This window comes from Zhongshania sp. (genome assembly GCF_041623545.1).
GTDB lineage: Bacteria > Pseudomonadota > Gammaproteobacteria > Pseudomonadales > Spongiibacteraceae > Spongiibacter.
The window spans coordinates 1-13,026 of record NZ_JBFJWS010000067.1 but is presented as its reverse complement, the minus strand read 5'-3'; the positions used below and the strand labels follow the sequence as shown (position 1 = coordinate 13,026).

The window sequence follows — 13,026 nt, the reverse complement described above, 5'->3', positions numbered from 1 at the left end:
TGCAGAACTCATCACCTACCCAGAACTTGGCCACATGCCGATGTTAGAAGCACCCAGCCAAAGTGCCACTGATGTTCTCAGGTTTCTAAGCAAGAACCGATAAACTCGGTCTCAGAGTTTGATGCGCTTTTGTAGTATGCTCAACAGCGGCTTTACTGACTCACATTTAAAATTAAAGGTATTTGACCAATGACAGCGGGTTCTCTTTTAGCGCTTTTTGACGATATTGCGACCTTATTGGATGACATCTCTGCGATGTCTAAGGTCGCGGTTAAAAAGACCGCAGGAGTATTGGGCGACGACTTAGCGGTAAACGCTGAGCAAGTCGGCAATGTCCGAGCTGAGCGCGAACTGCCAGTGGTATGGGCTGTGGCGAAAGGCTCGCTACTCAATAAAGTCATTATTGTGCCAGTGGTGTTATTGGCCAGTCTGTTTATGCCGTGGCTAATTACGCCGGTGCTCATGATTGGCGGCGTGTATTTGTGTTTTGAAGGCGCTGAAAAGGTTTGGCATGGGCTAGTGCATCGCGGGGTAAAGGATCACTCCCAAAGCCAGGCACTGTTAAAAGACAGTAGTGCCGATTTGCTTAAACTCGAACAAAAACGCGTTAAAGGAGCGATCCAAACCGACTTTATTCTAAGTTTGGAAATTATCGTTATCGCTTTGAGTACCGTGCAGGAAGAGGTCTTTGCCAAACAAGCCATGGTGCTGGCTGTCGTCGCCATCGGCATTACCATCGGCGTTTACGGCTTGGTCGCGCTAATTGTTAAAATTGATGATCTTGGCCTGCTGTTAGTTAAGGCCGAGAATGCGGTGGCCACAGCAGCCGGTACTTTCTTGCTATGGTTCGCACCAGCACTAATGAAAACCTTATCCGTAGTTGGCACCTTAGCGATGTTCCTCGTCGGTGGCGGCATTCTAAGCCACGGATTTGATCACTATGCCAAGCTTGAATTCGCGTTAGGTCACTTGCATATTTTTAGCAATAGTTTCGCGAACGGCGTTGTTCAAAACCTGTTTAATGGCCTTATTGGTGTAGCGGCGGGTGCCTTGGTCGTTGCCATCATTTCGCGCTTTCATCAAAATCCGACTGCCAAAAAGTCAGCGACGTAATACGCATACAACCCACCAAACAAACAGGCCGAAGGCTAATGAATAAAATAAAACGCTGGTTTATCTTTCCTTATATGTTCGCACTGATCATAAGTTTCGGCCACGCAATCTATACGCTTATCAATGGCCAGGGAAATCTCGCTTGGTGGTCAGTCATTCTGAGTAGCGGCGCGATGATTGGCTTTTTCGCTTATCTAGGGCTCTCCAGCGTGTCTGCGACTAGCCGCCAGCTACCATTGCAATTGTTTGCGATAGCCGCTGCCGTCGTCATGGCCTTGCTTGATTTCGACCTTCTACCGTCACTCTATACTTTGTTTATCGGCGGTCTCGCGTCACTTTTATATATCCTGTGGTATTCAAGCTTATCACGCCCCGCCAGCGATAAGCTTGCGGTTGGCGGTGCCCTACCCAGTTTTGAGTTCGTTGACGACAAAGGGCAACTTATTCGCAATCAAGATTTGCTGGGGGCGCCGGTCATCTATCTTTTCTACCGTGGTGCATGGTGTCCTCTCTGTGTAGCGCAAATAAAAGACCTCTGTATGCAGTACCAAGAATTACACGACATGGGTATAAAAACCGTATTGATCAGCCCCCAATCTCAAGATGACACCCGTGGATTAGCAAAGAAATTTAATGTGCCTTTTATATTTGGTTTCGACAAAGACCTGAACGCAGCAAACGCCCTAGGTATTGTTCATTGCGATGGCTCCCCCCTCGGTCTCGGCAGCGCCGCAGGCGCCGACACCGTCTTGCCGACCGTAATCATTACTGACGCCGCGGGTAAAATACTGTGGACTCACCAAACCGATAACTACCGTATTCGGCCTGAACCGAGTCTTTTCTTGAGCATTTTACGGGACCACCAACACCAAATAATCTAAGCAATTTAAAAACTGATAGACAAAAAAAGGGCCGCATTCGCGGCCCTTTTCATTAAAGCGAGTAAAAAACCAACATCAGGCGTTTAATTTCTCAGACAAGAACAACCACGTATCCAATACCGAGTCTGGGTTCAAAGATACGCTGTCGATACCCTGCTCCATTAACCACTGGGCAAAGTCGGGGTGATCCGACGGGCCTTGGCCACAGATGCCAATGTATTTACCGTGCTTTTTACAGGCGTCAATCGCCATTTTAAGCAGGGCTTTTACCGCGTCGTTACGCTCGTCAAACAAGTGAGCGATCAAGCCAGAATCGCGATCCAAACCAAGCGTGAGCTGGGTTAAGTCGTTTGAGCCGATCGAGAAACCATCGAAGTACTCTAGGAATTGTTCAGCTAGCAAGGCGTTGGCTGGAAGCTCGCACATCATCACCACTTTTAGGCCATTTTCGCCGCGCTTAAGGCCATTGGCCTCAAGCAATTCAATAACTTGCTTGGCTTCGCCGACGGTACGGACAAATGGCACCATGATTTCAACATTGGTGAGGTCCATGTCATTACGCACTTTTTTCAATGCCCGGCATTCCATTTCAAAACATTCCCGGAAGGAGTCTGAGATGTAACGCGAGGCGCCACGAAAACCCAGCATGGGGTTTTCTTCGGAGGGCTCGTACAAGCTGCCGCCGATTAAGTGCGCGTACTCATTGGATTTGAAATCGGACATCCGCACAATGACGCGCTTGGGGTAAAAGGCACTAGCGATGGTCGAGATACCTTCGACCAGTTTTTCAACGTAGAACTCCGTCGGGCTTTCGTAGCCAGCAATACGGCGCTTAATCGCAGTTTGCACGTCCCGGGGAATATCATCGAAATTGATCAGCGCTTTGGGGTGCACGCCAATCATACGGTTGATGATAAATTCCAAACGCGCCAAACCAACCCCTGCATTGGGGTAGCCTTGGAAGTCAAAGGCGCGGTCAGGGTTACCGACGTTCATCATGACTTTAAAGGGAAGCTCGGGCATCGCGTCGAGCTTATTGCGATTGATATCAAAATCGAGGATACCGTCATAGACCATACCGGTATCGCCTTCGGCGCAGGATACGGTCACAGGCTTACCGTCAGGCAGTAATTCGGTGGCGTCGCCACAGCCCACTACCGCAGGAATACCCATTTCACGAGCAATAATTGCGGCGTGACAGGTGCGACCACCACGATTAGTAACAATAGCGGATGCGCGCTTCATTACCGGCTCCCAATCGGGGTCGGTCATATCCGTTACCAGCACGTCGCCCTGCTGTACCTGATCCATTTCGCTGATGTTATTAATGATGCGGACTGGACCTGCGCCAATGCGCTGACCAATTGAGCGGCCTTCACACAATACTGCGCCTTTTTCTTTGAGCAGGTAACGCTCCATGAGCGTTGTGGATTCGCGACTCTTAACCGTTTCAGGACGGGCCTGAACGATATAAAGCTTGCCGTCGTCGCCGTCTTTGGCCCACTCAATGTCCATTGGACGGCCGTAGTGCTGTTCAATAATCATGGCCTGCTTGGCCAAACCCAGCACTTCTTCGTCATTGATACAAAACTGGTTGCGCTCGCCCTCGCTGACGTCAACGGTATCCACTGAACGACCGGCGCTGGCATCGCTGCCGTAGACCATTTTAATCATTTTACTGCCGAGGTTACGGCGCAAAACTGCTGGACGATCTTTGGCAAGTGTTGCTTTGTGAACATAGAATTCATCAGGGTTCACCGCGCCCTGCACTACCGTTTCACCCAAACCGTAAGACGCAGTAATAAACACTACACCATCGAAGCCAGATTCGGTGTCCATAGAAAACATAACACCGGCAGCACCAGTCTCTGAACGCACCATGCGCTGAATACCCGCAGATAGGGCAACGTCGGCATGCTCAAAGCCCTGGTGAACCCGGTAGGCAATGGCGCGGTCGTTGTACAAAGACGCGAACACTTCCTTGATGGCGATCATGATATTGTCGAGACCGCGAATATTCAGGAAGGTTTCCTGCTGTCCGGCAAAGGAGGCGTCGGGTAAATCTTCGGCAGTCGCCGAGGAGCGCACAGCAAAAGACATGGATTGATTACCATCTACCAGTTGCTCATAGGCCTCAACCACGGCAGTATTAAGTGCTTGTGGGAATGGTGTTTCAACGATCCACTGGCGAATGGTTTTACCAACCACCGCTAAGCGCTTTACGTCGTCGATATCGAGGTCTTTTAACTCGGCTACAATGCGGTCATTTAAGCCGCTTTGCTGAAGGAAGTCGCGAAACGCGTCAGCGGTTGTGGCAAAGCCACCGGGAACTGAAACACCGGCCTGTGACAACTGGCTGATCATTTCGCCTAGGGATGCATTTTTACCGCCAACGCGGTCTACATCATTCATTCCTAGATCGTTGAACCAGATTACGTATTCAGACACGTTATTATCTCCCGTATTACAAAGACCGCGATGCGGTTAAAAGAGTGCATAAACAAAGCAGGGGCTATACTAAGTGATGTAACTTGGAAATTCCCGTCGAAAAACACAGAGCCTCAGGTAAAAAAACTACATGACTCGCGCGGCCATATTTATTTCAGACAGCACCGGTATTACAGCAGAGACCTTAGGGAGCAGTATTCTCTCTCAATTTGAGAACCAAAAATTTGAACATATTGTTATTCCCTATGTGGACACCATGGCCAAAGCTCATTCGGCGGTTGAAAAAATCAACCGCGCAGCGGCGGAGACAGGGAATCAACCTATTGTAATTGACACCTTAGTAGACGAGCACCTGCGGGCGGTTATCGCGACCAGCCAAGGTTTTATTATAGACGTGCTCGGAACCTTTGTTAGTCAATTGGAAATTGCCTTAGGGGAAGCCCCCTCGCGCACCGTTGGTCGCGCCCAGAGCGCCGTTCGCGACGCCGAGTACAAGTTGCGAATTGACGCTGTTAACTACGCCTTAGACAATGACGACGGCGCCCGCTTAAATCGCTACGATCAAGCAGAAGTGATCCTTATAGGTGTTTCTCGCAGTGGTAAAACCCCCACCTGCCTGTATCTTGCTATGCAGTCAGGTGTATTTGTGGCGAACTACCCAATAACTGAAGAAGATATGGAAGGCGACCGTTTACCCAAGGCTTTGCTCGAACATCGTAATCGCTTATTTGGCTTAACCATCGAAGCCGAGCGCTTGTCGGCAATCCGCAGCGAACGACGTCCTAATAGCCGCTACGCCTCGCTGCGGCAATGTGAAGACGAATTGCGCCAAGCCGAGGCCATGTTTATTCGCTTTGGTATTCCCTACTTGGATATTACTCACGCTTCGGTAGAAGAAATTGCCACTCGGGTGCTACTCGACACCGGCCTACGGGGGCATAAGCGCTAGTGACGAGCCTAAATCAAGAAAATGGGGCTGACGAGTCTCAAGAACCCATGTACCGTGCGAATACCGCAATGGTCTTGCCCGGTGGTGGCGCCCGTGCGGCTTACCAAGTTGGCGTATTAAAAGCCTTAGCCGAAATTCACGGCAAACGCCCTGGCAACCCCTTCCCTATTCTCGCCGGCACCTCTGCGGGCGGGATAAACGCAGCTTCCCTCGCCGCTGGCGCTCACCACTTTACCGGGACCGTCAAGCTGCTGGAATTATTGTGGCGGGAATTATCGACCGACAAGATTTACCGCGCCGATTTGTTTGGCGTAATGCGCAATGCGCTACGACTAGCCCACTCACTATTTAATCCGACCCAAACTGTCGTTAAGCCGGTAGCGCTACTGGATAATAGCCCACTGCGAAAATTGCTGAGTGAACACGTTCGCTTCGAGAATATTAGCCGCAATATCCTCAATCGTGATCTAGAGGCCTTTTGCCTTACGGCGATGAATTATACCGAGGGCGTGTCGGAGACTTTTTTCCAAGGTGGTCCACAGTACGCAGGCTGGCAGCGCTGGCGGCGGCAAGGTGTGGCAACACCGATCCAACTGCAGCACTTAATGGCGTCTACAGCGATTCCTACAATATTCCCTCCGGCTAAAATTGGTCGCCACTTTTACGGTGATGGTGCGCTACGCCAATTAACGCCGATTAGCCCGGTTATTCACCTCGGCGCCAATCGGGTATTGGTGATTCCCGCCAACGGCCATAAACGCCAATATCCAAAACTGCCAAAAACGATCCAATCGCCGGGCTTTGGCCAAATTATCGGTCACCTACTAAACAGTGCGTTTATTGACAGTATCGAAACCGATATCGAGCGTTTAGAGCGAATAAATGAGCTTATCCGTCTTGTACCAGATGAAAACCTCAGCCTGATGGGCAAAGAACTACTGCCGATAGACTGCTTGGTTATTAGCCCAAGTGAAGATATCGACCGAATTGCCGACGAGCATGTTAAAGAATTGCCCCGCAGCCTTAGATTCTTTTTGAGTGGCTCTGGCAGCAACGGTGGCGGCGGTGTCAGTATCTCGAGCTACTTACTGTTCACACCGGAGTATTGCGGCAAGTTGATTGATCTTGGCTACAGTGACGGTATGGCGCAGAAACAAGAACTGATCGACTTCCTGTATCGCCCTGAAATCGATAACTAAGAACTCGGCTAGCAAACGCTTAACAGGCTTAACTCCGCTTTACGCCAACAATCGCATAGCGCCCTTTAAAGCGGACAGCCACCTCGCCGTTAACTCTGATTTCTGAGCACAGATCAATCTTCGCCCGGCCGCGCTCCTCGTAGTGTTGAAAAAAGCGCTGCCAATTACTCTCGTCGGTGACTAGCGACTCTGCCACGATGTCATCTGGGATTGGCTTTAAATACTCAATGCTCGCTTCCGCGACTACAATATCGGGATCGAGCCCGTAATCGACACAGCGTAAATACGTCATGCCCCAGCAGGCCATTACCGCCACACAGTAAATACTGCCGCCAAAGGCGGTGAGCTTGTCATTAATACTCGGACCTAAAGGTGCATGTAATTGCAGGCTTTTACCATCGTAGCTTTTAACACTGAGCTGCATATGCTGGGCAGTCGGTAAATACAAGCCAATAAAATCGTCTAGGGCCTTACCGTTCATGAGGTCTGTACCTAAATTCACAAAAAGCTGAGTTTACTTCGTTGACTGAAACAGGAGGTCAATGAGTTTTGTTGCAGCGAGATAAGGCGTAGTTTCGCCGTTGGTGACCTTGTCATTCAGTTGCGGCAACAAATCCCGTACTTCTGGATTTTGCTTTAACTTCATCTCCAGCATTTCGTGGAGTAATTTATTCATCCACTCCCGCGCTTGGCGTGAACGTTTTTCTTGAAGCGAGCCATTCTTCGTCGCGTCGATTTTAAAGCCGCTGATCATGCCCCAAATAGCTTCAATATTTTCATTCTTGATCGCCGAACAGCTCATTACCTGCGGCGTCCAGAAGGTATTATGGCGCAGCAAATGCAAGGCATTTTCATAGTGGCGCCGAGTTTGCTGAGCAAGATTAATACTTTCGCCATCGGCCTTATTAATTACCAAGGCATCAGCCAACTCGATAATGCCTTTTTTAATACCCTGTAGCTCATCACCGGCATTGGGCAGCATCAGCACCATAAAGAAATCAACCATACTGGCGACTTCGTATTCAGACTGCCCTACACCAACGGTTTCAACCAGAATCACGTCATAACCCGCCGCTTCACAGAGCAACATGGTTTCCCGGGTTTTCTGAGCAACCCCGCCGAGCGAGCCTTCAGAAGGTGACGGCCGGATAAACGCGTCTTTACTGCGCGACAGCATTTCCATGCGGGTTTTATCACCCAAAATGGAACCGCCAGCGATCGGCGAGCTAGGGTCCACGGCCAAAACGGCAACCCGCTTACCCTGACTCAAAAGATACAGGCCAAAGGCCTCGATAAAAGTCGATTTACCAACACCAGGAATGCCGGTAATACCAATGCGAATACTATTGCCGGTACTGGGCAGCACTTGCTCTAACAACAACTGCGCCTCAGTACGATGCTCTACCCGCTTGCTTTCGACTAAGGTGATTGCCTTAGCGAGCGCGCGGGAGTTACCGGCTTGGAGTGCTTGAATGTCTATAGCCATAATTAGAACGCTAGAGGTCGGAGGTCTGACGTCGGAGGTAAAAGCCGCACGTCCGACTTCAGACCTCTGACATCAGACCCGCAGCTCAGCCTTTATACGCCTCATTAATCGCATCCAACACGCCGCGCGCAGCAAGTGGGATCTTAGTGCCAGGGCCAAAGATACCCTTCACACCCGCTTCGTAGAGGTAGTCGTAGTCTTGGCGCGGAATAACGCCGCCAGCGATAACAATGATGTCATCAGCGCCCGCTTTTTTCAGTTCAGCGATTAATTCGGGGACCAAGGTTTTATGACCCGCCGCCTGCGAAGACACGCCAACAACATGAACGTCATTTTCAACGGCTTGTTTAGCGACTTCTTCAGGGGTTGAAAACATTGGCGACAAGTCGATATCAAAACCAACGTCAGCGAAGGCAGTCGCGATCACTTTGGCGCCACGGTCGTGACCGTCTTGTCCCATTTTACACACCAGCATACGGGGACGACGACCGTGTTTTTCAGCGAAGTCTTCGATGTCTTTACTAATGCCCTGCCAGTTTTCATCGTCTTGGTAGGCGCTGCCGTAAACGCCCGAAACGGTTTGCGACTGGGCATTGAAACGACCGAACTCACGCTCCATCGCAAAGGAAATTTCACCAACTGTGGCACGTAAACGAGTGGCTTTAACAGCCAGATCCAGCAGATTACCTTCACCACCACAGGCACACTGATAAATTGCTTCTAGTGCATCTTCAACGGCGGCTTCGTCCCGTGATGCACGGATTTTAGCGAGTGCGGCAACCTGAGACTCCCGAACTGCATTGTTGTCGATATCGAGTACATCAACATCGTCTTCTTCGGCAAGCGTATACTTATTTACGCCAACGATAACATCTTCGCCACGGTCGATACGGGCTTGCTTACGCGCTGCAGATTCTTCAATCCGCAGTTTAGGCAGACCGGTTTCAATGGCCTTAGCCATGCCGCCTTTCTCTTCGACCTCTTGAATCAGTTCCCAAGCGCGATCAGCGATGTCTTTGGTCAGAGACTCCATCATGTACGAGCCACCCCAGGGATCAACCACATTGGTGATACCGGTTTCTTCCTGAATAATCAGCTGAGTATTACGGGCAATACGTGAGGAGAATTGCGTTGGCAGTGCAATCGCTTCATCCAGTGCATTGGTGTGCAGTGACTGAGTGCCACCGAATACCGCGGCCATAGCCTCGATGGTGGTACGTACAATATTGTTGTAGGGGTCTTGCTCGGTCAACGACCAGCCTGACGTCTGGCTGTGGGTACGCAGCATTTTTGAGCGCTGATCTTTGGGCTCAAACTCAGAAACGATTTTGGCCCATAGCAAGCGGGCGGCGCGCATTTTGGCAATTTCCATATAGAAGTTCATGCCAATGCCCCAGAAAAAGGACAAGCGACCGGCAAACTTATCAATATCCAGACCCGCCGCAATTGCCGTGCGGATATACTCTTTGCCGTCCGCCAAGGTGTAGGCCAGCTCTAGCGCTGCATCTGCGCCCGCTTCCTGAATATGGTAGCCAGAAATCGAGATAGTATTGAACTTAGGCATATTGCTAGAAGCATAGGCAATGATGTCGCCAATGATTTTCATCGACGGTAGTGGCGGGTAAATATAGGTATTACGCACCATGAACTCTTTAAGGATGTCGTTCTGGATCGTGCCCGACAATTTGTCCTGAGAGACGCCCTGCTCTTCTGCGGCAACAATATAACCCGCCAGCACAGGTAATACAGCGCCATTCATTGTCATCGAAACCGAGACTTTGTCTAAAGGAATCTCGTTGAACAAGACCTTCATGTCTTCAACCGAGTCGATGGCAACACCGGCTTTACCAACGTCGCCCGTTACCCGGGGGTGATCAGAGTCGTAACCACGATGCGTTGCCAAATCGAAAGCAACCGATACACCCTGTCCACCTGCGGCAAGGGCTTTGCGGTAAAAAGCATTGGATTCTTCGGCGGTTGAGAAACCCGCGTACTGCCGAATCGTCCACGGACGGCCAGCGTACATAGTGGGCTGGGGGCCGCGAATAAAAGGTTCTATACCAGGTAAGGTATTGGTATAGGGCAGATCCTGGGTGTCTTCCTTAGTGTAGAGGGGCTTAACGTCAATCCCTTCTGGCGTGTGCCAAACTAAATCGTCGAGGGTTTGATTGTTTTTGGCGAGGATTTTATTCGCCATTGCCTTCCACTCGTCTACGGATGTCTCGGGAGCTTTGTAATCTGCCATGGGTTTACCTGTCATTGTCAGTGAGTTTGCGCCGCTTTTTGCATGCTGGATGCGCAGCTACAAGTCGGGCTAATAATTAGTGATGGTCGTCGCCGGGTTGGCTGAGTTCGATGAGCACGCCGTCACAGGACTTAGGGTGAATAAAGATAACTTGGCAACCGTGAGCGCCGGGTGACGGTGCGTCAGCCAAAAATTGATACCCCAATGCCTTGAGCCTAGCCACATCGGCAATTATGTCGTCGGTGCTGAAACACAGATGATGCAAACCACCGGGTTTCTTTTCAAGGTATTTTGCTATCGGGCCTTCGCCACGCAAGGGGCTTACGAGCTCAATACTCGTAGATTTCAAGGGGAAAAAAGCCGTTGCGGTTTTTGCGCTTTCAACTTCTTCGCTACCATCGTAATGCAAGCCAAAATCTGCCATAAAACGGGTTATGGCTTTTTCTAAATCGGGTACCGCCACAGCGATATGATCGAGACCTGTAATCATTGAAATTCTCCTTTGGGTTTAATCACGCTGGCGGCGATGCCGCCAGCGCACTCAATCACTTTAGCGTGGCGAGAAACTCGATGGTTTTCACGCGACGCATTTCGGCGATCTCTTCAGGGGTTTCAATAACAATCATCTCATCAGGAATGATTTTGAACAGTGGCTGACCTTTCTTAATAATCACGCCATCGCCCTCAACCAGAACCTTGGCGATGGTGCCGGAGAATGGTGCAATCACCTTGTTGAACATTTTCATCACTTCAACAATATACAGTGTATCACCAGCCTCGAAGTGATCGCCTTCGCTGACGAAAACGTCCATACCTGGGGCTTCACGGGGGTAATACATACCGCCGCTGGCCGCCAATACTTCATCTGACTTCGCCGCTGGTGGTGGCACAAGGACCTTGGCCATCTGCTTTTGCAGCGCTTTATCGGTTAGACGCTCTGGAATGGTAATACTCAAATCTGGGTTTACGCACAACTCAAAGAATCCGGTTTCCGTGGCGATATACACCAGCACCGCCAGCACTTCAGTACCCGCATAGTAGCCAGCATGGGCGCTGCGCACAGCCATCCACTCGTCGCCACTAAAGCCTTTGGGTGCCTTATCGCTCGCCAACAGTGCCTGCAAAGCAGGGAAATCTGCTGCGTCGACTTTCTCACTCAGTGATTTGTAGAAGCTAACCGCCGCCGTCAAGATGTCGTGATCGTGGTCCCAAATCATGTAACGCGCAGGCTTGCCTTTTTCGAAATCCATATTGAGGTAGTGATAAAGCTTGTCGAGCATTTCAATAGGATTAATCTGCCACTGAATCTCGCCGTCGACGATGCTGAGGCTTTCTTTGTTCATACTCAGCCAACCCGACATATAGTGGGGTTCAGCGAACAGACGCTCCAACGGGCGGGTTAACAGTAGCTTTTTCGCATCGAGGGCCTCTGCCCACGCCTTGCCATTTTCACCGGCCGCCGCAACATATTTCTGACGGATTTCGTTAAAGGCAACGTCTAAATCAATCTGATTCGCCTGCTCCTTTAACAAACCGACTGCGGTCAAATAGGGAACAATGAAATTGGTCGACGGCCGTGCATTAATGCCATTACCGATGAACCAATGCACTAAGCCGTAGTGGAATTCGAGGTTTGTCGACAAATCCTTGCCGCGCAGTTCGGTTCGACGCAGAATCTCGGCCAAACGCTTATAACTGTTTAAGCGGGTATCACCAGTCGTCAGCAAAAGCGCAATATTTGAGTCGTAGGCACCGGCCAAGTGATACTTCATGAACACATCAGTATCGGGGTTGTGGGTTGAAATACCCTGATCGTCGCGAATTTCACCGGAAATTGCGTTTGACCAGTTTTCAATAACACCGCCCGCGTGGGGCTGCAGCGCTTGGTTGGTGGCGTTCATGCGCGCCTCGACCGAGGTCTTTTCACGCAAAATACGCGTTGGCTTAGGCAAGTTTTTGCCGTGACGCGCCAGCAATACCATCACCTCGACCAAACTTTCAGCAATAAAATAATCGCCGGAATCGTCAGGATTGGTGAATTTCAATTTGTAGCACAGCTCTGTTACGCGATGCTCAACCTGAATCCGGGTATTCATCTCCATGAAGTAATGCGCTTCACCGTCGACGATACACTCAAACGTGCCAAGGGAATCAAGCTTAACGGCTTCGCCGAAAATCGCGCCCTCACGCTCCATATGCTGAAGAATAACGAGGTCTTTCTTGAGCTGTTCGGCTTCTGCCGTTTTGCCCGCTGCGGCAGCAACCTCAATCGCCGCTACCAGTTCTTCTTCGGTAACAGATACCTCTAGCAACTTCTGCTCGTGCATTTGCAATGAGCAGTCGCGACCGCCCATAGTCATGCACCACTCACCGTTACCCACCACCTGAATTTCTTGGTGACGGGTGGTATCGATGTTCATTTCGATCAGGACGTTTTTATTGTCGCCCACACCGTTGGTTTTAAGCTCGATCAAGCATTCCAACACTAAAGAAGGCACATTGGCTGCGGCCTTTTCAACCTTCTCTTCTAGGGTAGCGCCTTCGTAAGAATTGGCTGACTGCAGAATCCGTTGACCTTTACCGCCACCGCCGGCGATTGCTTTTAAGCGGAAACGGTTATTGGGCTTTTCAGCCAGCATGCGCTTGGCTTCGACTTGCAGGGCCGCGCCAATATCCGCGGCATTAATGATGTCAATATTGGCTTC

10 protein-coding genes are annotated in these 13,026 nt (G+C 50.4%); 4 read left to right on the top strand and 6 right to left on the bottom strand.

What is annotated here, in order from left to right:
* The first annotated feature begins 189 nt into the window (after positions 1-189).
* Together ABYT30_RS08755 and ABYT30_RS08750 are read left to right on the top strand one after the other, a co-directional pair.
* Entirely contained in the window at positions 190-1,113 is a 924-nt protein-coding gene (locus ABYT30_RS08755) for a DUF808 domain-containing protein (RefSeq protein WP_373096053.1), read from the top strand.
* A 38-nt stretch (positions 1,114-1,151) separates the two neighbouring features.
* Positions 1,152-1,994 (top strand): peroxiredoxin family protein, encoded by an 843-nt coding sequence (locus tag ABYT30_RS08750; RefSeq protein WP_373081704.1) that lies wholly within the window; start codon positions 1,152-1,154, stop codon positions 1,992-1,994.
* Between the two features lie 75 nt (positions 1,995-2,069).
* Here the strand turns inward: ABYT30_RS08750 and ppsA are convergent, their stop codons facing one another.
* Positions 2,070-4,442: a phosphoenolpyruvate synthase gene (ppsA, locus tag ABYT30_RS08745; protein ID WP_373096051.1), complete on the bottom strand. Its 2,373-nt coding sequence runs from the start codon at positions 4,440-4,442 to the stop codon at positions 2,070-2,072.
* A 130-nt stretch (positions 4,443-4,572) separates the two neighbouring features.
* Here ppsA and ABYT30_RS08740 point away from each other — a divergent pair, with 130 nt between their 5' ends.
* Together ABYT30_RS08740 and ABYT30_RS08735 are read left to right on the top strand one after the other, a co-directional pair.
* The gene (locus ABYT30_RS08740; RefSeq protein WP_373080135.1) at positions 4,573-5,391 is read left to right on the top strand and encodes a pyruvate, water dikinase regulatory protein; all 819 of its coding nucleotides are present in this window, start codon (positions 4,573-4,575) and stop codon (positions 5,389-5,391) included.
* Positions 5,391-6,590 carry a patatin-like phospholipase family protein gene (locus ABYT30_RS08735; protein ID WP_373080137.1) on the top strand — a complete coding sequence of 400 codons (1,200 nt, stop codon included), beginning with the start codon at positions 5,391-5,393 and terminating at the stop codon, positions 6,588-6,590. The genes ABYT30_RS08740 and ABYT30_RS08735 overlap by 1 nt, the downstream gene beginning before the upstream one ends.
* A gap of 28 nt (positions 6,591-6,618) precedes the next feature.
* Here the strand turns inward: ABYT30_RS08735 and ABYT30_RS08730 are convergent, their stop codons facing one another.
* From ABYT30_RS08730 to ABYT30_RS08710, 5 genes are all read right to left on the bottom strand, one after another.
* Positions 6,619-7,071, bottom strand: coding sequence for a YiiD C-terminal domain-containing protein (locus tag ABYT30_RS08730; protein WP_373080139.1), 453 nt, complete (start codon positions 7,069-7,071; stop codon positions 6,619-6,621).
* A gap of 33 nt (positions 7,072-7,104) precedes the next feature.
* The gene (gene meaB, locus ABYT30_RS08725) at positions 7,105-8,076 is read right to left on the bottom strand and encodes a methylmalonyl Co-A mutase-associated GTPase MeaB (RefSeq protein WP_373080141.1); all 972 of its coding nucleotides are present in this window, start codon (positions 8,074-8,076) and stop codon (positions 7,105-7,107) included.
* 85 nt (positions 8,077-8,161) lie between these two features.
* Positions 8,162-10,321, bottom strand: a complete 2,160-nt coding sequence (scpA, locus tag ABYT30_RS08720; protein WP_373096049.1) for a methylmalonyl-CoA mutase — start codon at positions 10,319-10,321, stop codon at positions 8,162-8,164.
* Positions 10,322-10,397: 76 nt separating this feature from the next.
* Positions 10,398-10,811: a methylmalonyl-CoA epimerase gene (gene mce / locus ABYT30_RS08715; protein WP_373080145.1), complete on the bottom strand. Its 414-nt coding sequence runs from the start codon at positions 10,809-10,811 to the stop codon at positions 10,398-10,400.
* Positions 10,812-10,866: 55 nt separating this feature from the next.
* Positions 10,867-13,026: biotin/lipoyl-containing protein (locus ABYT30_RS08710; protein WP_373096047.1), on the bottom strand; the 2,160-nt coding region annotated here is incomplete at its 5' end.

What these genes read in the sequence shown, in the direction of transcription:
- ABYT30_RS08755 (WP_373096053.1), top strand. Translation starts at nt 190, where the DNA reads ATGACAGCGGGTTCTCTTTTAGCGCTTTTTGACGATATTGCGACCTTA.
- ABYT30_RS08750 (WP_373081704.1), top strand. Translation starts at nt 1,152, where the DNA reads ATGAATAAAATAAAACGCTGGTTTATCTTTCCTTATATGTTCGCACTG.
- ABYT30_RS08740 (WP_373080135.1), top strand. Translation starts at nt 4,573, where the DNA reads ATGACTCGCGCGGCCATATTTATTTCAGACAGCACCGGTATTACAGCA.
- ABYT30_RS08730 (WP_373080139.1), bottom strand. Translation starts at nt 7,071, where the DNA reads ATGAACGGTAAGGCCCTAGACGATTTTATTGGCTTGTATTTACCGACT.
- meaB (WP_373080141.1), bottom strand. Translation starts at nt 8,076, where the DNA reads ATGGCTATAGACATTCAAGCACTCCAAGCCGGTAACTCCCGCGCGCTC.
- scpA (WP_373096049.1), bottom strand. Translation starts at nt 10,321, where the DNA reads ATGGCAGATTACAAAGCTCCCGAGACATCCGTAGACGAGTGGAAGGCA.
- mce (WP_373080145.1), bottom strand. Translation starts at nt 10,811, where the DNA reads ATGATTACAGGTCTCGATCATATCGCTGTGGCGGTACCCGATTTAGAA.